Here is a 21149-nt window from a genome sequence, read left to right as displayed (position 1 = left end):
GGAGAGTTTTTTTATGTTTGCCTCCAGATATATAATTGTATTCATAACTGGTGGACATGCGCATAAACTTGTACAAACCACCACAAGGACGTGAGCAAACATGCGCATTTTCAAAAAAACAGTATTCATGGTCATCATTTCTTTTCTTATTGCAAATGTAAATGTGAACACAGCACATGCTGCTATAGATGTCAGTGCAAAAAGCGCGATCGTTATTGACGGAGCGTCAGGCAGAGTGTTATTTGCCAAGGATGAACATGAAAAAAGGCGGATTGCAAGCATCACAAAAATCATGACAGCCGTCCTCGCCATAGAATCCGGTAAAATGGATGAAACGGTGACGGTTTCGGCAAATGCTGTCAGAACAGAAGGCTCTGCCATTTATTTAACAGAAGGGCAAAAAGTGAAATTAAAAGATCTTGTCTATGGACTGATGCTGAGATCAGGTAATGACGCCGCTGTTGCAATTGCCGAGCATGTCGGGGGCAGCCTTGATGGATTTGTCTATATGATGAATCAAAAAGCGGAGCAGCTTGGCATGGAGAATACCCGTTTTCAAAACCCGCACGGATTGGACGACCATGAAAATCATTATTCAACAGCTTACGACATGGCCCTATTAACCAAATACGCTATGAAGCTGAAAGACTATCAAAAGATTTCCGGAACAAAAATATATAAAGCGGAAACGATGGAAAGCGTCTGGAAAAACAAAAATAAACTGCTGACCATGCTTTACCCATACAGTACAGGAGGGAAAACAGGCTATACAAAACTTGCAAAACGGACACTGGTTTCAACGGCTTCAAAGGACGGCATTGACCTGATAGCCGTCACGATAAATGACCCTGACGATTGGGATGATCATATGAATATGTTTAATTATGTGTTTGATCATTATCAAACCTATTTAATCGCGAAAAAAGGGGACATTCCAAAGCTGAAAGGCACTTTTTATGAATCGAAGGCTTTTATCAAACGTGACATCACCTATTTGCTAACCAAAGAGGAAAAGGAAGACGTCAAAATAAAAACCACGCTGCTTAAGCCGCAAAAAGCATGGGAAAAAGACGCCTCGAAAATTCCCGACATCGTAGGGCACATGAACATCATGTTCAACGATGAAACGATCGCAAAGGTGCCGATTTATTATGAAAATGAACGACACCAAAAACCGAAAAAACAATTTTTTGAAACGTTTAAATCAATCTTTCTGAATGCGGCTGGCGGGGCAAAATGGTCAATATAATTTGGGTCAGCTTAACCGTGATTGGACTTGTTTTTGCGATGTGCAACGGTACTCTGCAAGATGTAAATGAAGCCGTATTTAAGGGTGCGAAGGAAGCTGTTACGATCTCATTCGGACTGATGAGCGTGCTTGTTTTTTGGCTGGGCTTAATGAAAATAGCCGAGCAGTCAGGGCTTTTGGATATTTTCAGCCGGATGTGCAGGCCTTTTATATCTAAACTGTTCCCTGATATCCCGCCGGATCACCCGGCGATGGGCTACATTTTATCCAATCTCATGGCGAACTTCTTCGGCCTTGGGAATGCGGCGACTCCGCTTGGCATTAAAGCAATGGAGCAAATGAAAAAGCTGAATGGAAACCGTTCGGAAGCAAGCCGGTCGATGATTACTTTTTTAGCTGTCAATACGTCCTGCATCACGCTCATTCCGACAACGGTGATCGCTGTTCGAATGGCCTATTCCTCCAAAACACCGACAGATATCGTCGGACCAAGCATTTTAGCGACACTCATTTCTGGAATCGGCGCCATTATCATTGACCGGTATTTTTATTACCGCCGCAAAAAGAAGGGAAGGTGAGCGGATGGAAACCATCAACTGGCTGTCTTTAGCCATGATTCCGATCATTATTGCCGGAGTTCTTCTTTATGGAACAATCAAAAAGGTTCCCACATATGAATCGTTTGTCGAAGGCGGAAAAGAAGGGATAGAAATCGCCTTTTCCATTATTCCCTACTTAGTCGGAATGCTTGTCGCCATAACGGTTTTCAGATCATCGGGCGCGCTTGATTTTATCATGGACCTTTTAAAGCCGGTTTTCTCCGCTATCGGCATCCCCGCTGAGGTGGTTCCGCTTGCGCTGATTCGTCCGATCTCCGGTACGGCCGCACTTGGCATGACGACAGATTTAATTGCAGTATACGGGCCGGATTCCTTTATCGGCAGGCTGGCTTCCGTCATGCAGGGATCAACCGATACAACGCTATACGTACTGACTGTGTATTTCGGAGCGGTCGGCATTAAAAAAATGGGTGATGCATTAAAGGTGGGACTTCTTGCTGATTTAATCGGCGTAGTTGCATCTATCATCATCGTTACGTTATTATTTGGGAGCGCCTGAAAAAGGCGTTTTTTTGGATTTGGCATAGGAATTTGAAAAAGCTTGTTTGTTAAGGTTGAAAAAAGTAAGATAATACTTGAGGTGAAAGACATGGAAAGACTGCAAAAAGTAATTGCTCATGCCGGAGTCGCATCGCGCAGAAAGGCAGAAGAGCTGATTAAAGAAGGAAAAGTAAAGGTGAACGGCAAAGTAGTAACAGAGCTTGGTGTTAAGGTCACCGGGTCTGATCAGATTGAGGTAAACGGATTAAAGGTGGAACGTGAAGAGCCGGTTTACTTTCTCTTATATAAGCCAAGAGGCGTTATTTCCGCAGCCCAAGATGACAAAGGGCGCAAAGTCGTGACGGACTTTTTTAAAGAAATCCCGCAGCGCATTTACCCGATTGGGCGTCTGGATTATGATACGAGCGGTCTTTTGCTTTTAACCAATGACGGCGAGTTTGCCAATAAGCTGATGCACCCTAAATATGAAATAGACAAAACATACGTAGCGAAGGTGAAAGGCATCCCGCCTAAAGAGCTGCTCAGAAAGCTGGAGCGCGGCATTAGGCTGGAAGAAGGCAAAACGGCGCCTGCTAAAGCGAAGCTGCTGTCTTTGGACAAGAAAAAGCAAACAAGCATTATTCAGCTTACGATTCATGAAGGACGCAACAGACAGGTGCGCCGCATGTTCGAAGCGATCGGGCATGAGGTAATCAAGCTGAAGCGTGAAGAGTTCGCGTTTTTAAACTTGCGCGGCTTGCACACGGGAGATGCCAGAGAGCTTACGCCGCATGAGGTCAAAAGACTCAGAGCGCTGGCGGAGCACGGTAAAAACGCTTTCTAAATTTCACATAACCTTCAAAAAGTAAGAAATGTGTAATGAGAGTGCAATGATATAATTGAATGGATATGCAATAGGGGGAAGGGGGCAGTGGACAATGAAGAAAAAAAGGCGTTTATTCATTCGGACCGGCATCCTTCTCGTTTTAATCTGTGCACTTGGCTATACAATTTACAACGCTGTATTTGCCGGCAAAGAGAGTATATCCGAAGGGTCCGACGCACCGAATTTTGTCCTAGAAGATACGAATGGGAAACGTATCGAGCTCAGTGATTTAAAAGGGAAAGGTGTTTTTTTGAATTTCTGGGGCACATGGTGTGAACCGTGCAAAAAAGAATTTCCTTATATGGCGAACCAATATAAGCATTTTAAAGACCAAGGTGTTGAAGTTGTCGCGGTAAATGTTGGGGAGTCAAAGATAGCAGTACATAATTTTATGAAATCCTACGGAGTCAATTTCCCGGTTGTTCTGGATACAGATCGCCAAGTGCTTGATGCCTATGACGTATCTCCGCTTCCGACAACCTTTTTAATCAATCCGGAAGGAAAAGTTGTCAAGGTGGTGACCGGCACTATGACAGAAAGCATGATACACGAATATATGAATCTGATAAAACCCGGAGAGGCTTCGGGATGAAGCAAGTCAAATGTGAATGCGGACATGTAAACCCGGTCGGAACCGTTCTATGTGAATCGTGCGGAAGAGCTCTCCAGGAAACTCAGCCTCCGCTTGCTGATATGAGATATGACGGAAGCGCAAGACGCTCACAAACCTATAACAAGACGATCATCGATAAAATCTGGAATTTCTTTTCTTCGGTTAAGGTGGGAATATGGCTTATCGTCATAACCCTTGCCGCATCAGCGTTCGGCACCATTTTTCCCCAAGAAGCCTATTTGCCGCCGGGCGCACAGGCTGATGCTTATTACAAAGAGCAGTACGGCATGTTCGGCCAGCTTTATTATTTGCTCGGGTTTCATCATTTATATGGCTCTTGGTGGTACTTGCTGCTCATTGCCTCGATTGGCATTTCACTCGTGATCTGCAGCCTCGACCGGGTCATTCCGTTGTACAGAGCGTTAAAAAACCAAGGTGTCAGAAGGAGTCCTGCTTTTTTAAGAAGGCAGCGCTTGTTCAGTGAAACGAATACTGTACTGAATGGGGAAGCAAAAGAGAAGATTGTTGCTCTCTTAAAGAAAAAACATTATAGAATCAGAGAAAAAGAGGGTAGCATTCTTGCCGAAAAAGGACGATTTTCCCGCTGGGGTCCATATGTCAACCATATTGGATTGATTATCTTTCTGATCGGTGCGATGCTGAGATTTGTGCCCGGCATGTATGTCGATGAGACGCTTTGGGTCAGAGAAGGCGAAACCGCTGCAATTCCGGGAACAGACGGAAAATATTACTTGAAAAACAATCAATTCAGCGTAGAGACCTATAACAGCAAAGCGGAAAAAAAGGTATTCGCAGACGCGATTGACAGAGTCGGGGACGGAAGAGTGGCAAAAAATTTTCAAACAGATGCCGTACTCTACAAGAGAGAAGGAAAAATTGTTTATGGCGAGAAGCCGAAGCTGAAAAAAATAATAGAAGAGGACATCCGTGTCAATCAGCCGCTGCGTTTTGATTCTTTTTCTGTTTACCAGGTGGATTATAAAGAGAATCAGCTTGATCAAATGGTATTCCAGCTGATAGACAAAAAAACAAAAAAATCCTTTGGGAGCTTAAAGATCAACCTTCTGGATCCAGATTCGGTTTATGATCTTGGTAACGGTTACAAAGTTGAAATTGCCAGCTACCTTCCAGACTTCTATTTTAACCAGGACGGAGAGCCGAGCACGAAAACAAAGATCCCTAACAATCCGGCTTTCGTCTTTAATATCATAACGCCGGACAAACCAAAGGGCGAAAAAAGCTTTGTCGCCATCCAAGAAACAATCGAAGGCTCCGGCAGCAATAAATACAAGCTGAAATTTGACCATGTCGAAACGAAAAACATTACCGGACTCACAGTCAGAAAGGATCTGACACTCTGGGTGCTTGCTGTCGGCGGAGCCATTTTTATGATCGGTGTCATACAAGGGATGTACTGGCAGCATCGAAGAATCTGGCTTCACTCACAGGACGGTGCAATTATGGTGGCGGGGCATACGAATAAAAACTGGTATGGCCTGAGGAAGGATTTATCCTTTATATTGGCTGATTCCGGATTGACTGAACCGGAGGACCAAAAAGAATTAATCAAAACAGAGAAATAGGCGAAAAGGGAGTGATGTCATGGCAGAGCTGAGCGGAAATTTTCTTTATGCGGCCTTTCTTGTGTATTTAATCGCTGTCCCGATTTTCGGCGGGGCCATACGCGGAAATAAAGATAAAAAGGGCAGGCCAAACCGATGGGCCAATATTGGGATCGCCCTTTCTATTATCGGTTTTCTCTGCCACCTGTGTTATTTCATCACAAGGTGGGCTGCCAGCGGCCATGCGCCTGTCAGCAATATGTTTGAATTCACCACCGCCTTTGGCATGATGCTTGTTTTGGCGTTTATTATTCTTTATTTTATCTACAGATTGCCATCATTAGGCTTGTTTACGCTGTCAATCGCTTTATTGCTGATTGCTTACGCCAGCATGTTTCCGACGGATATCTCGCCCTTAATCCCGTCGCTGCAGAGCAATTGGCTGTATATTCACGTAACAACGGCCGCGCTAGGGCAAGCTATACTTGCTATCAGTTTTGTAGCAGGTGTCATCTTTCTTTTGAAGCATGTAGACCAGACAAAACCAGGCAAAAAAACGTTCTGGCTTGAAGCGATTATGTTTATCCTGGTCACAACTGTCGCCTTTATTGTCATCACATCGGCATTTCGTTTTGCAGGCTATGAAGCGGAGTTTAACTGGGTGGATAAAAATAAAGAAAAAAGCGTGATGGTGTACGAAATGCCTGCGCTTGTCGGCCCGCATGGGGGAGAGCTTTTGACTGAAGGGCGTATGGAGCCGCTTGCCGAGCTTCCCGCTCTTTTCTCAGGCAGAAAGGTGAACACCGTCATTTGGTCATTTGGAGCAGGGTTAGTTTTGTACGGCGCTCTTCGTCTGATCATTAGAAAAAGAATCAGCGCCCTATTACATCCGCTGGTGAAAAACGTCAATCTTGATCTGGTGGATGAGGTTGGGTACAGGGCCGTATCAATTGGGTTTCCAATCTTTACGCTCGGCGCGCTGATCTTTGCGATGATTTGGGCTCAGCTCGCTTGGACTAGATTTTGGGGCTGGGATCCGAAGGAAGTATGGGCGCTGATCACGTTTTTGTTCTATGCCGCTTATTTACATTTAAGACTGTCAAGAGGCTGGCATGGTGAGAAATCAGCCTGGCTGGCCGTAATCGGTTTTGCTATTATTATGTTTAATTTAATATTCGTAAATCTAGTGCTTGCCGGACTTCATTCTTATGCATAGTCCTTAGAAAGCGACACAGTTCTCAAACTTTCTCACGATTTGATAAAATGAAAGTAACAGAAGGAAAGCAGGGGGAAAACGATGGACCAAATGAACGAAACCAAAATATTAGTAGTTGATGACGAAGCCAGAATTCGCCGCCTTTTAAGAATGTACCTTGAACGTGAAAATTATGTCATAGACGAAGCGGAAAATGGTGATGAAGCCATTGCCAAAGGGCTTGAGGCCAATTATGACTTAATCTTGCTTGACCTGATGATGCCGGGGACTGACGGAATTGAAGTGTGCCGTCAAGTTCGGGAAAAAAAAGCGACACCAATCATCATGCTGACCGCAAAAGGAGAAGAAGCCAACCGGGTGCAGGGGTTTGAAGCGGGAACTGATGATTATATTGTCAAGCCGTTCAGTCCGAGAGAAGTCGTGCTGCGGGTAAAAGCCCTTTTGAGAAGAGCGTCCCAAACCTCTTATTTCAATGCCAATACACCGACGAAAAACGTGCTCGTGTTTTCACATCTGTCCATTGACCATGATGCCCACCGCGTAACGGCTGACGGAACAGAAGTCAGCCTGACGCCAAAAGAGTATGAGCTCTTATACTTCTTAGCGAAAACGCCTGACAAAGTGTATGACCGGGAAAAGCTTCTGAAAGAAGTATGGCAGTATGAGTTTTTTGGTGACCTGCGGACAGTGGATACTCACGTCAAACGCCTGAGAGAGAAGCTGAACAAAGTATCGCCGGAAGCTGCGAAAAAAATTGTCACCGTATGGGGTGTAGGCTATAAGTTTGAGGTAGGCGCTGAATGAAATTTTGGAAAAGCGTAGTAGGCAAGCTGTGGTTTACGATCCTTTCACTCGTTTTGATCGTATTGTTCATTTTAACGGTTCTTTTGCTGGAGTTTATTGAGAATTACCATGTGGAAGAAGCTGAGAATGATTTAACACAGCTTGCGAATAAAGTTGCTGTCATCATAGAAAATCACGAGGACCAGGCACTGGCAAGATCAATCACTTGGGAGCTCGCTGATAACTTAACAAGCATTGCCATCATTCAGGATGAGAAAAAATACTGGTATTCTCCGAATGATAAAAATCGCCTGTCGTCCATTACGGTTGAGCAAATACAGCATGACAAAGACTTAAATAAAGCTCTCCAAAACCATAAAAAAGTAAGCAAGCGAACAGGACTGAGCGATAAAGACACGGATAATGAACGTCTGATTGTAGGTGTCCCGTATGAAAAAGACGGAAAGAAAGGCATGGTCTTTTTATCTCAGTCTTTGCTTGCTGTTAAAGATACAACAAAACATACAACACGCTATATTTTTCTGGCCGCGGGGATTGCGATTGTACTGACCACGTTTTTCGCTTTCTTTTTATCAAGCAGGGTCACTTACCCGCTTCGAAAAATGAGAGAAGGCGCACAGGATTTGGCGAAAGGTAAGTTCGATACAAAAATCCCGATTTTAACCCAGGATGAAATCGGTGAACTGGCAACCGCTTTTAATCAAATGGGACGGCAGCTTAACTTTCATATTAATGCGCTCAATCAAGAAAAAGAGCAGCTTTCTAACATTTTGAGCAGTATGGCCGACGGGGTCATCACCATTAATATTGATGGTACAATCCTTGTGACAAACCCTCCGGCTGAACGTTTTCTTCAGGCTTGGTATTATGAGCAGAACATGAATATCAAAGAAGGCGATAATCTTCCGCCTGAAGCAAAAGAGCTGTTCCAAAACGCTGTCGGCACTGAGAAAGAACAAATGATTGAGATGACGCTGCAAGGCAGATCATGGGTGCTCTTGATGTCGCCGCTTTATGCGGAATCGCATGTCAGAGGAGCGGTTGCAGTGCTGCGCGATATGACTGAAGAACGCCGCCTTGATAAGCTGCGGGAGGACTTCATCGCAAATGTCAGCCATGAACTGAGAACACCGATCTCTATGCTTCAGGGATATAGTGAAGCGATTGTCGATGACATTGCAAGCTCTGAAGAAGACCGGAAAGAAATTGCTCAAATCATTTATGACGAATCGCTGCGAATGGGCCGCTTAGTCAATGACTTGCTTGATTTAGCCCGAATGGAATCAGGCCATACAGGCTTGCATTATGAGAAAATCAATGTCAATGAATTTTTAGAGAAAATCATTCGGAAATTTTCCGGTGTTGCGAAAGAAAAAAATATTACTTTACATCAAGACATTTCTCTCACAGAAGAGGAGTTTATGTTTGATGAAGACAAGATGGAGCAGGTATTTACCAACTTGATCGATAACGCGCTGCGGCATACATCATCCGAGGGCAGTGTTTCCATTGCAGTCCATTCTGTTAAGGATGGATTGAAAATTGATATCAAAGACTCTGGATCAGGTATACCGGAAGAAGATCTGCCATTTATCTTTGAGAGGTTCTATAAGGCAGATAAAGCGCGGACAAGAGGCAGAGCAGGAACAGGGCTTGGGCTGGCTATCGTTAAAAATATCGTAGAAGCCCATAACGGATCGATTACGGTGCACAGCCGAATGGATAAAGGGACGACATTTACATTTTATATTCCGACAAAACCATAAAATCCGGTCTGAATTTGCCGAAGAATCTTGTTCCATAAGAAACACCCGCTAATCGAGCGGGTGTTTTTTTAAAAGCCAATATTAATAAAATTTAAGGATATGTTAATATAAATTCCCTTCCAAATTCCAGTTTCTCGTAATATAGTTGTAATGTAACTTTTCAAGCTATTAATACGACAAAAAAGTGAACGGAGGGGTTTCAAATGGAAGAAACCTTTCAATTGTTATATGATACATATCATCAAGATTTATACCAATTTTTATTTTATATGGTAAAGGATAAAAGCCAGGCGGAAGATCTTCTTCAAGAGGTTTATATCCGGGTATTGAATTCTTATCATACGTTTGAAGGAAGAAGCAGTGAAAAAACATGGCTTTTGTCGATCGCACGCCATGTTGCGATCGACTGGTTCCGTAAACAGCAGACGATCAGACAGCGTATACTCGGCACATTTGACTGGGATACACAGGATGTCAGAGATCAGCAATTGCTTCCGGACGAACTTGCGGTTCAACATGAAAATGTCCGTGAAATTTATGCTGCCCTTGATCAATGTACGATCGATCAAAGAGCTGTGATTATCTTGCGGTTTATTCAGGGATATTCAATTCAGGAAACAGCCAATGCTCTGCGCTTCTCGGAAAGCAAAGTAAAAACGACCCAACACAGGGGACTCAAAGTACTTCGGAAACATATGGAGCTTTTGAGGGAGGAGCTAATGGATGATGAAGTCAGAATGGAACGAAGAACAGATAAAGGAGTTGTTAAATCAACTTCCGGCAGTTAAAGACCATCGTTCGCCTCAGGATATTTACAAGCGGCTGACGATGGCAAATAGCAAAAAAAAGCCCGCTGTTAGGTGGATTGGCCCCGCATGTGCCACTGCAATTGCGGTTTATATCGCCTTCATTATTTCTCCTCAATTCTTTGATCAGGCACAGCCTCAACAAAAAGAAGCGTCCCAAGAGAACGCTGTTGCGAAAACTGAGACAGCAGACAGCCCAAAAGCTGCATCATCCCTGGATCAGACATCGTATGTTGTTCCTGAAAAGGAACAGGACAATTACATCACTGTGGCGATTGCTGATGCCGAAACATCCACAATTATACCCGTCAGCATCCAAAAAACAAATGCAGACCAAACGATCCAGGACATGCTGTCTGTAAGTAGTGAATTGGATATCTTGGATCATGCCATTACGATTCCATCCTTCATAGATGAACTAGAGATAAAGGAAAAACCAAAGCAGAAGGAATTAAGTATACAGGTCCATCAGCCAGTTACGGCTTTTTCTTTAAAAGATGATACACTGTTAAAAAAATTGCTGAAAGAATCCTTAAAATGGAGCCCATATGAAAAAATAAAATTTTTATCGGAACAAAATGAGAGTGGCGTTCGTATTGGTTCATATGGGACTTTTACAGAAATATCGATTCCCAAACAGTCGAGAAGAGCTTACTACTTGTACAAAAATGAACAAGGAAACTTTCTCATTCCGTCAGAAAAAACATTTGATACGGTCAAAGAAGCGATTAAAGAAATGGAATCGAGCAGCCAAGAAGATACAGCACCTCTTATTCAAGCGGGGACTATCCATTCTGTAACGAAGAAACAGAAGCACTTATATGTCCGCTTCTCAAAGGAATCAGAAGTTGAGGATTCTATTGCGAGTATTTTAATGATTGAGGGTCTTCTGTTAACAGCAAAAGAGTTTGGTTTTACAGAAGTGACCTTTACGGAAACCAGAACAAACAAAATCGGCAGATATGACGTATCAGATGCTATTCCGGTACCGGCTGCTCCAAATCCGATTTTCTTAAACTAAAATGGGCCCCTTCAGGCTCTTTTTTTAGTTTGTTTTCATATAATAAAAATTTTCAAAAAAAAGTTGTGCGTGTATAATAAAACAAGGTAACGATTGAAAGGATTTGAGATGAGTGAACGTGTTAACAATCAAAGGAGTTTCCATCGGTGAAGGGATGCCGAAAATCATCGTTCCGCTGATGGGCAAGACGGAAAAACAAATTCTGAATGAAGCAGAGGCAATAAAATTACTGAATCCGGATATTGTGGAGTGGCGAGTCGACGTATTTGAAAAAGCTAATGACAGAGAAGCCGTCACACAGATGATTTCTAAGCTGCGGGAATCATTAGCGGACAAGCTGTTTCTATTTACATTCAGAACCCATAAAGAGGGCGGGAGCATGGAAATGGACGAAAGTTCCTATCTTGCTTTGCTGGAAGCGGCAGTCCAAACAAAAGACATCGATCTTATTGACATTGAATTATTTTCAGGAGATGCAAATGTGAAAGCGTTAGTATCCTTGGCGGAGGAAAACAATGTTTATGTGGTGATGTCAAATCATGATTTTGAGAAAACACCTGCGAAAAGTGAGATTCTTTCGAGACTTCGGAAAATGCAGGATTTAGGGGCGCATATCCCCAAAATAGCTGTCATGCCGAATGATACAGAAGACCTCTTAACACTGCTTGATGCGACGTATACAATGAAAACAAAATATGCAGACCGTCCAATCATTACAATGTCAATGGCTGCAACAGGTCTGGTCAGCAGGCTTAGCGGTGAGGTTTTTGGATCAGCTTGTACTTTCGGCGCAGGAGAAGAAGCATCGGCACCTGGTCAAATACCTGTTTCTGAGCTGAGGAATGTCTTAGAGATTTTGCACAAAAACACACGAAAATAGAATAATAAAAAACTCAAGCTTATAAAGCTTGAGTTTTTTTAGGATTATGGAAGATCAATGAGCTTTACAGACACAATATCAGGAATATCTGTTAGTTCTTTCACAATTTTATCTTCAAGATGTCTGTCAAAGGAAAGCATCATGATGGCTTCTCCGCCTTTTTCTTTACGGCCAACCTGCATGGTTGCAATGTTAATATCGTTATCTCCGAGAATACGTCCAACTCGACCGATGACACCTGTTGTATCCTGATGCTGGATATATACCAAGTGACCTGTCGGATAAAAATCGATATTAAATCCGTTGATCTCGACAATACGCTCTCCGAAATGAGGAATATACGTTGCCGTTACAGTAAAGGTGCTGCGGTCTCCCGTCACTTTTACGCTGATACAGTTATCGTATCCAGATTCAGAAGAGGAAATTTTTTCACTGAAGCTGATGCCGCGTTCTTTTGCGACACCTCCGGCATTGACTTCGTTAACAGTTGAGTCAACACGCGGTTTTAAGAAGCCTGACAGAAGGCTTTTTGTAATAAACGATGTTTCAAGCTTGGCAATTGTGCCTTCGTATTGAATGGCAACATCCTGTACCGGCTCTTTCATGCATTGGGAAACTAGGCTGCCAATTTTTCCTGCGATTTGATGGTAAGGCTTAATCTTAGCGAACTCATCTTTTGTCATGGCAGGAAGGTTGATAGCAGACATGACAGGAAGACCTTTTGCGAACTGCAGCACTTCTTCTGACACTTGAGCCGCGACATTTAACTGAGCTTCTTTAGTTGATGCTCCCAAGTGAGGAGTGGCAATGACTAATGGATGGTCAACGAGTTTATTGTCAACAGGCGGTTCAACTTCAAAAACGTCAAGCGCCGCACCGGCAACATGCCCGCTTTCCAAAGCTTCGAGAAGTGCTGCTTCATCGATAATACCGCCTCGCGCACAGTTAATTAAGCGAACACCTTTTTTCGTTTTTGCAATTGTTTCTTTATTCAATAAGCCTTTTGTTTCTTTTGTTAAAGGCGTGTGCACCGTGATGATATCTGCGGTTTCAAGCACTTCTTCAAATGTACGGCTGTTTACGCCGATTTTTTTCGCTCTTTCTTCAGTTAAAAACGGATCAAAAACGTGAACGGTCATACCGAACGCTCTCGCACGCTGTGCAATTTCGCTTCCGATTCGGCCTAATCCTACAATCCCAAGCGTTTTTCCGTAAAGCTCTGAACCGACGTAAGCTGTGCGGTTCCACTCTCTGGATTTCACTGAGATATTAGCCTGCGGGATATGTCTCATTAAAGAAGAGATCATTGCAAATGTATGCTCAGCTGTCGAAATGGTGTTGCCGTTTGGAGCGTTAATCACGATTACCCCGTGTTTAGTCGCCTCGTCAATGTCGATATTATCTACACCGACACCGGCTCTGCCGACAATTTTTAAAGAAGTCATTTTTTTGAAAAGGTCTTCTGTTACTTTTGTCGCGCTCCGCACCAAAAGAGCATCAAAAGTATGTAATTCATCCTCTGCGTCTGCTACGTTTTTTTGAACGATTTCAATAAAGTCTGATTCAATTAGTGGCTGTAAGCCGTCGTTGCTCATTTTGTCTGAGACCAATACTCGAAACATCGTTAGATTTCCTCCTAAATTGACAAACTAAATATCTGATAATTTAACATATTCTCAATAGAGTGTCAACGTGTATTGACGCAGTAAAGGATAAAAGGAAAGCCTATAAATCAATGTTCTTACAGTATTTCAGGGGTTATATATAATTTGAAGCAATTCTCTATACAGCCAACCAGTTATCGTTTATAATGGAACTAAATTCATATGATCAATCTTCGGGGCAGGGTGAAATTCCCTACCGGCGGTGATGAGCCGATGGCTCTAAGCCCGCGAGCTGTTTTTACAGCAGGATTCGGTGAGATTCCGGAGCCGACAGTACAGTCTGGATGGGAGAAGATGGAGGTTCATAAGCGTTTTGAAATTGGATTTTCAAACGTTTCTTTGCCTAGCCTAATTTTCGAAACCCCGCTTTTATACACAAAGCGGTTTTTTTATTGGCTGGAAAAGAACCTTTCCGTTTTCGAGTAAGATGTGATCGAAAAGGAGAGAGTGAAGTGAAAGTAAAAAAATTAGTTGTGATCAGTATGCTGAGCAGCATTGCATTTGTTTTGATGCTGTTAAATTTCCCGTTTCCGGGTCTTCCGGATTATTTAAAAATTGATTTTAGCGACGTGCCCGCTATTATTGCTATTCTGATTTACGGACCTTTGGCGGGTATTGCCGTAGAAGCAATAAAAAACGTTCTTCAATATATCATTCAGGGAAGCATGGCTGGAGTTCCTGTAGGGCAAATTGCGAATTTTATCGCAGGAACACTCTTTATATTGCCGACTGCTTTCTTATTTAAAAAGCTGAACTCAGCAAAGGGATTAGCTGTCAGTCTGCTTTTGGGAACTGCAGCGATGACCATTTTGATGAGTATTTTAAATTATGTTCTGATTCTTCCCGCATACACGTGGTTTTTACATTCACCGGCATTATCCGACAGTGCGCTGAAAACAGCGGTCGTCGCTGGTATCCTGCCGTTTAACGTCATAAAAGGCATTGTGATCACGATTGTATTCTCACTTATTTTCATCAAGCTTAAGCCATGGATTGAACAACAGCGAAGTGCTCATATCCATTAAATAAAAAAGCTCCCGCAGGGGAGCTTTTTTTGTTACTTCTATTCAAATTTAAGCGGGTCGCCTTCAAATGGCTCATCCGCCACTTTGATGGAATCAGTAGGGCATCCTTCAAATGCGTCAATCATATCTTCTTCCAGTACCTCAGGAACTTCGACAACACCTTTGTTTTCATCAAGCGTTACGAACGCGATGCCTTCATCATCGTAATCGTAAATGTCTGGTGCAGCAGCTCCGCAAGCGCCGCATGCAATACATGTATCTTTGTCTACGATTGTGTACTTTGCCATGAATAAAACCTCCCAGATTGTTCTTGGTGGAACAAATGGATCAATCTTTATATTTAATCAATTTAACACCTATTCCTCTTACTTATTGTAATGATGTTCTTGCCACATTTCAACAGAAAAATCATTGAGAATGCTTATCATATCAGGGGTTATCTACATAACATCCCCCTTAATGATGACTTTAAACGTCGATTTCTGTTTAAAATCTGTTAAAATAAAAAGAGCAAATCAACGATTTTTGTCAGGAAGAATGTGGGTGGATAGGTTGTCATTAAATTACTTCGATATTATGGCTCTCGATTGCCTTTGCAAAATTAACGGAGAACGGTCGGGAAGCGCTGTTTTTCACCTATTCAAAGGCAAAAGATCGTCACAAACCATTCAAGATGCCGGCTTATTTCAGACTGCAAAATACTTTGGGATGGCGGCGCAATGTTCAAGAAGCGATATTTCAGCATCGCTCACCAAGCTTGAACAGCATTCATATCTGAAACCAATGTCTGAAACAGATACATACAAAGTGACAGCCAGCGGCGCAGCAGCATTGAAGCATGCCCTCAGCGAGAAGCCTTGGCCCGTTTATTGCCACGGCGCTTATTATCAGCAGGCTGCCGGTGTGCTCTGGAAAAGGCTTTCGCTGCTTGTGCAGGTTTTATCTCATAAACTGCGAGGGAGCAGGCAGTATATCCCTGTTACGAAGGATCATAAAACACTTCACTGGGTAAAGAAATACCTGTCACGGCATACGGATCATATAGAGATGGCAAGCAGCCTTTTTGCCATGCTGGAGGCGCATTTGCATGAGATTGATGAAAAAGCGGCGCAAATTTTTGTCTACTCCTTAACCTCTCATGACAGGATCGGTTATACGAGCAGGCAGCTTGCTGACACGCTGAGAGAAGATGAATGGTATGTGTATATCATGTTTTGGGCTTCGGTACATTATTTTATTCATTCTCTTCCGGAGTGTGAAGATACTTTGTTAAAGGATCTCCTCTCTGATGTGCATTTAGATAATGCCCTGACAGAGTCAACGAGGAAAACTTGGCAGATGGTCAAAAGAGGGATCCCGATTCATCGAATTGCTGAAATCAGAAAGCTGAAAACAGCGACGATCGAAGACCATATAGTTGAGATTTCTCTTCATGAGCCTGCGTTTATGATTAATGACTATGTATCAGCGGAAGATCAAATCCAAATTGCAGAGTTTGCCAAACGGATGCGGACGAACAAAATCAAACAAATTCGTGACGGGCTGGAGCAGCGATTCAGCTACTTTCAAATCAGACTGGCATTGACAAAGCAGGTGCAGCAATATGACTAAATTACAGCAAACGCTACAACATTTTTTTGGTTTTACTTCCTTTAAAAAAGGGCAGGAGGACATTATCAGAAGCATTCTCAGCGGGAAGGATACCATTGCGATGCTGCCGACTGGGGGAGGAAAATCGCTTTGCTACCAGCTGCCTGGATATATGCTTGACGGCATGGTATTAATCGTTTCTCCATTGCTTTCTTTAATGGAAGATCAGGTACAGCAGCTAAAAGCACGGGGGGAAAAGCGTGCGGCCGCTTTGAACAGCATGCTAAGCAGGCAGGAGAGACAATTCGTTTTGGAGCATATTCATCGCTATAAATTTTTATACTTGTCCCCTGAGGCTTTGCAGTCGCCATATGTATTGGAAAAATTGAAAGCAGTCCCCATCAGCCTATTCGTTATTGATGAAGCACATTGTATATCAGAATGGGGGCATGACTTCAGGCCTGACTATTCAAAGCTCGGACAGCTGAGAAAACAACTTGAGCACCCTCCGGTTCTGGCATTGACCGCTACAGCAACAAAGGATACGCTGCAAGATGTCATGAACCTGCTGGAGCTGCAGCATGCCGAACGTCATCTCAACTCAGTCAACCGTCCAAACATCGCACTTAGGGTTGAAAATGCGGCGGATACGGCCGAAAAAATAGATAGGGTTATTCAGCTGGTTGAAAACCTGCAAGGGCCGGGAATTGTTTATTGCCCGACACGGAAATGGGCTGAGGAATTAGCGGGTGAAATTAAAAACAAAACGAGCAGCAGAGCCGACTTTTACCATGGCGGTATGGAGTCTGGCGACAGGATTTTAATTCAGCAGCAGTTTATTCATAACCAGCTTGATGTCATATGTTGTACGAATGCGTTTGGAATGGGTGTCGATAAACCTGATATCAGATATGTGATTCATTTTCACCTCCCGCAGACGGCTGAAGCTTTTATGCAGGAAATTGGCAGAGCAGGGCGCGACGGAAAACCGAGCGTCAGCATTTTGCTGCGGGCACCAGGGGATTTTGAACTGCAGGAGCAGATTATCCAAATGGAGAGTGTCACAGCTGAAGAAATCGCCAATGTGATCCGTGTGCTTGAAAAGACGGATGATCGGGATGAGAGAAGGCTTCGTGACGTATTAATGCAGTATGGTGTCGGAGAAACGCAAGCGCGTATGATGATTCACCTCTTTATGCAGGGCAAAACATCAATTGAATTGATGAAGCGGGAGATTTCCTATCGGATGGAGCTGAAGATGGAAAAAATGCGCCGCGTATCTTTTCTGCTTCAGCGTGACGGCTGTTTAAGGGAATCGCTGCTAACCTATTTTGATGAATCATACGAGCCTGATGACGGAAATCTCCCGTGCTGTTCACAATGCGGTTTTGATCTATCCTTGTATGAACAAAAAGGAGAACGGAGTAAAATGGCGCCATTAGACAGCTGGAGTTCGGAATTGCACCGCATATTCAGCATGCAGACTGTAGGTGAGCTGAACTGAAACAGCAAAAGGATTTCATTCAGCATATGTCTGACCGTGATATGCTGAAGCAGTTATATTTGACGCAGCTTTTAATCATCATCGTAGCAGCAGGAGCGGGATTATTCTTTTTTGAGAATGTAAAAGACGTACTAAAGCTATGGGATATTCGTGATATGCGAATCATATGGTATGGTGTTTCTATTGCGGTTATTGTTATTTTAGCTGATATGGCAGTGATGAAATGGTGCCCGCCTCATTTATATGATGACGGCGGAATCAATAAAAAAATATTCAGTAAGAGGCCAATCCCTCATATTATATTTTTAACGCTTCTGATTGCTTTCGCGGAAGAAATGTTATTCAGAGGAGTGCTGCAGACTCATATCGGTTTATGGGCGGCCAGTCTTATATTTGCCGTTCTTCATTTTCGGTATTTGTCAAAATGGCTGTTATTTATCATGGTGACAGCAATCAGCTTTTTGCTCGGTCTGATATATGAATGGACCGGTAACTTATTTGTTCCGGTGACGGCGCATTTTGTCATTGATGCCGTGTTTGCCTGTCAGATTCGTTTTGAACATGTGAGGAGGGATATACATGACGAACATGTCGAGAGTGGAGAGAAAAAAAGCCCAGGATCTTTATGAAGATCAAAACGCCGCATCGGCGGAAGATTATTTCGATGATGTTGGAGAAAGCCTTCCGACAAGACAATCTGTAAAAAATCAAAGAGAACAGAAAAAAAAGCAAGGCAAAACAAAAACGCCATTATTCACTGTGCTCGCTGTATTATTTGTATTTGTGCCGGTTATCGTTTTAGTCACCTTATTTTATCTAAAAAGCCATCCGGATAATCATGATGATTATGAAGATGTGTTTATCGACAGCAGCCAAAGCAAATATGAGATTGTGCCGAAATCTAAGGATAAAAAAGACACCGCAGACACTGGAAAGACGAAAGAGACCGCTCTGCAGCAAGAGTCAAAAAAAAAGTCTGAGGACACAAAGGCAAAAGAGCCGGCAAAAACAACAACTGATAAGAAACAGCCAGCTGTAGCTGAAAAAGAAGACTCAGCAAATAAGGAGGAAGCAACCGCCGCGGCTGCTTCCTCTTCCCAACAACAAACCGCAGCGCCGCAAAAACAGCAGCCGGATGAGCCGGTTCAATCTGAGCCGAAACGCGTTGTCAAGCACACCGTCCAAAAGAAAGAAACGCTATACCGCATTTCTATGAAGTACTATAAAAGCAGGTCAGGAGAAGAAACAATTCGCGCGTATAATCACTTGAATGGAAATGATGTTTACACCGGACAAGTTTTGGACATCCCCTTAATGGATGAATAGGGCATTTTTTTTATTTTACGTTCATATATTGTAGCAATGAAAATGGACAAGGTGTGAAGCGTATGGAATCCTTATGGAATCAGCTGGATCAGTTTACAGACGCGCCGACCAAACAGATGCTCCAAGCGCTGGTGAAACGAAAACAAAAATTTGAAAATTATGCGTTGCAATGCCGCAGATGGCGATGGGCTTCACTCATTTGCTTGGGCTTATTATGTCTTATGATCATGGTTAAAAGCCCGGCGCCTCAGCTCGTTCTTCAAGAAATGCTCAGCCATACCTTTTATTTATTTTGGATGATGGCAACCGCTTTTGCATACTGCACTTCATATTACTTTAAGAAAAAGGAAGAAAAAGCTGAGGGTGATTTCCATAAACTGAGATGCGAAATTATTCAGAAAAGCACTGATCTGTGGCCGCAGCCGGATAAATGGAAGGCGAGAGAGTCTGTTTTTCAAATGATGAAGCACAGATATGACATTAATCTATATTTTGAAAGTAAATAAAATCGGGCGTTTTCTCAAACGATAGAAACGTCTTTTTTTATTGTCCGTCTTATTGATAAGTTCTAAAAAAAGAATGGAGAGTTTTTATGAAGCTATCAGTGAAAATTGCCAGTGTGCTAACTGTTGCGGCAGCGGCAATGACGGCAAAAATGTATTCAACTGCAAAAGGCAACCATTTAAAAACACATACGTTTCCTTTATTAAAAATGAAGGGCAAGCCGCCGCTTACCATCTTTTTTATTTCGGACATTCACAAACGTCTTATCGATCAAGATCTTTTGGAAAAAACGCGAAGCCATGCCCCTCACCTGGTTATCATCGGCGGAGATTTAGCTGAGGGCGGGGTGCCTATTGCGAGAATTGAGGAAAACATCAAAAGACTCGCTGATTTCGGGGTTCCAGTTGTATTTGTGTGGGGGAATAATGATTATGAAGTCAAGCAGCATAAGCTTTATTCCATATTCAAAGCGCACGGTGTCATCACTCTGAGGAATGAGTCATTTCCGTTTTCGTACAACGGCCATACGATTGGGATTGCCGGGGTTGATGATATCAGAATGGAGATGGATCATTATGAGGAAGCCATTAAAGAACTCGACAAAAGCAGGCTGAATATTTTGGTTTGTCATAATCCCGAGATTCATGAACAAATCAATGAAGCTGACGGTATTGATGCGATATTTAGCGGACATACCCATGGCGGTCAGATCAGGTTTGGAAAATTCGGCCCGTATGAACTTGGGAAAACAGGCATTGTTAAAAATGCGGCGTATCTCATCAGCAACGGATATGGCACGACAAAAGTGCCTCTACGTCTAGGTGCTGAGCCGGAAACACACATTGTGAATCTTTGTGCGCCAGAATAATTTCTTAAAACCAAAAAATCCATAAGACAATAAAAACTGCATTGTGCTTGTCTTACTAGTGAAGTCAGTGTAAACTGATAACAATTAAGAACCTATGACTCATCATCTCATATAATGTGTTATATGATTTGTGTGCAAGTAGAGGCAGGAGGGAACGTTATGCGGCTTGAGCGTCTGAATTATAATAAGATCAAAATCTTTTTAACCCTCGACGATTTGACAGACCGGGGATTGACAAAAGAAGACCTCTGGAAGGACTCATTTAAAGTCCACCAGTTATTTAAAGATATGATGAACGAAGCGAATACAGAGCTCGGCTTTGAAGCGAATGGACCGATTGCAGTGGAAGTGTATTCTCTCCAAGCACAAGGGATGGTTGTGATCGTAACAAAAAACCAAGACGCCGAATCAGAAGAAGATGAGTATGATGATGATTACATCGAAATGCAAGTCAAGCTTGATGAAAGTGCGGACATCATTTATCAATTCCATTCCTTTGAAGATATCATTCAGCTTTCAGAAAGCTTACAGCGAATCGGTATCACAGGGGGAACTGTCTACCACTATGACGGACAGTACTTTTTAAGCCTTGAAGACCTTGGGTCACATACGGCTGAGGGGGTTGTGGCGGTTCTGGCTGAATACGGCAATCCGACAACTTTAACGATTTACCGCTTGCAAGAGTATGGTAAGCTCATTATGGACGGTAATGCCGTTGAAACGATACAGACTCATTTTTCATAA

General features: G+C 42.9%; 22 protein-coding genes and 1 riboswitch. Of the genes, 20 read left to right on the top strand and 2 right to left on the bottom strand.

Annotated features, from left to right (window positions below):
• The first annotated feature begins 100 nt into the window (after positions 1-100).
• The 12 genes from dacB to aroD all read left to right on the top strand — a co-directional run bounded on the left by dacB (position 101) and on the right by aroD (position 11924).
• Positions 101-1249, top strand: a complete 1149-nt coding sequence (gene dacB, locus EFK13_RS11765; protein WP_129505277.1) for a D-alanyl-D-alanine carboxypeptidase DacB — start codon at positions 101-103, stop codon at positions 1247-1249.
• Positions 1237-1827, top strand: a complete 591-nt coding sequence (gene spmA / locus EFK13_RS11760) for a spore maturation protein SpmA (protein WP_024121904.1) — start codon at positions 1237-1239, stop codon at positions 1825-1827. Before dacB ends, spmA begins: the two co-directional genes overlap by 13 nt.
• 4 nt (positions 1828-1831) lie before the next feature.
• Complete coding sequence (gene spmB, locus EFK13_RS11755) at positions 1832-2368, top strand: spore maturation protein SpmB (RefSeq protein ID WP_129505278.1); 537 nt, start codon at positions 1832-1834, stop codon at positions 2366-2368.
• Between the two features lie 90 nt (positions 2369-2458).
• On the top strand, positions 2459-3193 hold the full coding sequence (gene rluB / locus EFK13_RS11750) for a 23S rRNA pseudouridine(2605) synthase RluB (protein ID WP_129505279.1): 735 nt from the start codon (positions 2459-2461) through the stop codon (positions 3191-3193).
• Positions 3194-3287: 94 nt separating this feature from the next.
• Positions 3288-3827, top strand: coding sequence for a thiol-disulfide oxidoreductase ResA (resA, locus tag EFK13_RS11745; RefSeq protein WP_129505280.1), 540 nt, complete (start codon positions 3288-3290; stop codon positions 3825-3827).
• Positions 3824-5452, top strand: a complete 1629-nt coding sequence (gene resB / locus EFK13_RS11740) for a cytochrome c biogenesis protein ResB (RefSeq protein WP_129505281.1) — start codon at positions 3824-3826, stop codon at positions 5450-5452. Before resA ends, resB begins: the two co-directional genes overlap by 4 nt.
• Before the next feature lie 19 nt (positions 5453-5471).
• Positions 5472-6647: a cytochrome c biogenesis protein ResC gene (gene resC, locus EFK13_RS11735; protein ID WP_129505282.1), complete on the top strand. Its 1176-nt coding sequence runs from the start codon at positions 5472-5474 to the stop codon at positions 6645-6647.
• A gap of 81 nt (positions 6648-6728) precedes the next feature.
• A complete protein-coding gene (resD, locus tag EFK13_RS11730; RefSeq protein ID WP_080474749.1) occupies positions 6729-7451 on the top strand; it encodes a DNA-binding response regulator ResD in 723 nt (240 codons plus the stop codon).
• Positions 7448-9217: a sensor histidine kinase ResE gene (gene resE, locus EFK13_RS11725; protein ID WP_129505283.1), complete on the top strand. Its 1770-nt coding sequence runs from the start codon at positions 7448-7450 to the stop codon at positions 9215-9217. The genes resD and resE overlap by 4 nt, the downstream gene beginning before the upstream one ends.
• 203 nt (positions 9218-9420) lie before the next feature.
• A complete protein-coding gene (gene sigX / locus EFK13_RS11720) occupies positions 9421-10005 on the top strand; it encodes an RNA polymerase sigma factor SigX (protein ID WP_003223881.1) in 585 nt (194 codons plus the stop codon).
• A complete protein-coding gene (locus EFK13_RS11715) occupies positions 9941-11044 on the top strand; it encodes a GerMN domain-containing protein (protein ID WP_129505284.1) in 1104 nt (367 codons plus the stop codon). The genes sigX and EFK13_RS11715 overlap by 65 nt, the downstream gene beginning before the upstream one ends.
• Positions 11045-11156: 112 nt before the next feature.
• The gene (gene aroD, locus EFK13_RS11710; RefSeq protein ID WP_129505285.1) at positions 11157-11924 is read left to right on the top strand and encodes a type I 3-dehydroquinate dehydratase; all 768 of its coding nucleotides are present in this window, start codon (positions 11157-11159) and stop codon (positions 11922-11924) included.
• A gap of 44 nt (positions 11925-11968) precedes the next feature.
• On the opposite strand, the gene serA is transcribed toward aroD, so the two are convergent.
• Positions 11969-13546, bottom strand: a complete 1578-nt coding sequence (serA, locus tag EFK13_RS11705; protein ID WP_129505286.1) for a phosphoglycerate dehydrogenase — start codon at positions 13544-13546, stop codon at positions 11969-11971.
• A 207-nt stretch (positions 13547-13753) separates the two neighbouring features.
• A riboswitch (FMN riboswitch) is annotated at positions 13754-13888 on the top strand.
• Between the two features lie 152 nt (positions 13889-14040).
• On the opposite strand from serA, the gene fmnP reads away from it, so the two are divergent.
• Positions 14041-14613 (top strand): riboflavin transporter FmnP, encoded by a 573-nt coding sequence (gene fmnP / locus EFK13_RS11700; protein WP_064815352.1) that lies wholly within the window; start codon positions 14041-14043, stop codon positions 14611-14613.
• A gap of 38 nt (positions 14614-14651) precedes the next feature.
• Here the strand turns inward: fmnP and EFK13_RS11695 are convergent, their stop codons facing one another.
• Positions 14652-14900 carry a ferredoxin gene (locus EFK13_RS11695; protein WP_003225461.1) on the bottom strand — a complete coding sequence of 83 codons (249 nt, stop codon included), beginning with the start codon at positions 14898-14900 and terminating at the stop codon, positions 14652-14654.
• A 265-nt stretch (positions 14901-15165) separates the two neighbouring features.
• On the opposite strand from EFK13_RS11695, the gene EFK13_RS11690 reads away from it, so the two are divergent.
• The 7 genes from EFK13_RS11690 to EFK13_RS11660 all read left to right on the top strand — a co-directional run bounded on the left by EFK13_RS11690 (position 15166) and on the right by EFK13_RS11660 (position 21149).
• Positions 15166-16224, top strand: coding sequence for a YpbB family protein (locus tag EFK13_RS11690; RefSeq protein WP_129505315.1), 1059 nt, complete (start codon positions 15166-15168; stop codon positions 16222-16224).
• On the top strand, positions 16217-17707 hold the full coding sequence (locus tag EFK13_RS11685) for a RecQ family ATP-dependent DNA helicase (protein ID WP_129505287.1): 1491 nt from the start codon (positions 16217-16219) through the stop codon (positions 17705-17707). Before EFK13_RS11690 ends, EFK13_RS11685 begins: the two co-directional genes overlap by 8 nt.
• 41 nt (positions 17708-17748) lie before the next feature.
• A complete protein-coding gene (locus tag EFK13_RS11680) occupies positions 17749-18336 on the top strand; it encodes a CPBP family intramembrane glutamic endopeptidase (RefSeq protein WP_283107547.1) in 588 nt (195 codons plus the stop codon).
• Positions 18287-19033: a LysM peptidoglycan-binding domain-containing protein gene (locus EFK13_RS11675; RefSeq protein WP_129505288.1), complete on the top strand. Its 747-nt coding sequence runs from the start codon at positions 18287-18289 to the stop codon at positions 19031-19033. Before EFK13_RS11680 ends, EFK13_RS11675 begins: the two co-directional genes overlap by 50 nt.
• Before the next feature lie 62 nt (positions 19034-19095).
• Positions 19096-19539 carry a YpbF family protein gene (locus EFK13_RS11670; RefSeq protein WP_064815357.1) on the top strand — a complete coding sequence of 148 codons (444 nt, stop codon included), beginning with the start codon at positions 19096-19098 and terminating at the stop codon, positions 19537-19539.
• Between the two features lie 86 nt (positions 19540-19625).
• A complete protein-coding gene (locus tag EFK13_RS11665; protein WP_129505289.1) occupies positions 19626-20405 on the top strand; it encodes a metallophosphoesterase in 780 nt (259 codons plus the stop codon).
• Between the two features lie 159 nt (positions 20406-20564).
• Positions 20565-21149, top strand: a complete 585-nt coding sequence (locus EFK13_RS11660; RefSeq protein WP_129505290.1) for a genetic competence negative regulator — start codon at positions 20565-20567, stop codon at positions 21147-21149.

Origin of the sequence: Bacillus cabrialesii, assembly GCF_004124315.2 — a bacterium.
Lineage (GTDB): Bacteria > Bacillota > Bacilli > Bacillales > Bacillaceae > Bacillus > Bacillus cabrialesii.
This window is presented reverse-complemented; position numbering and strand designations above follow the sequence as displayed.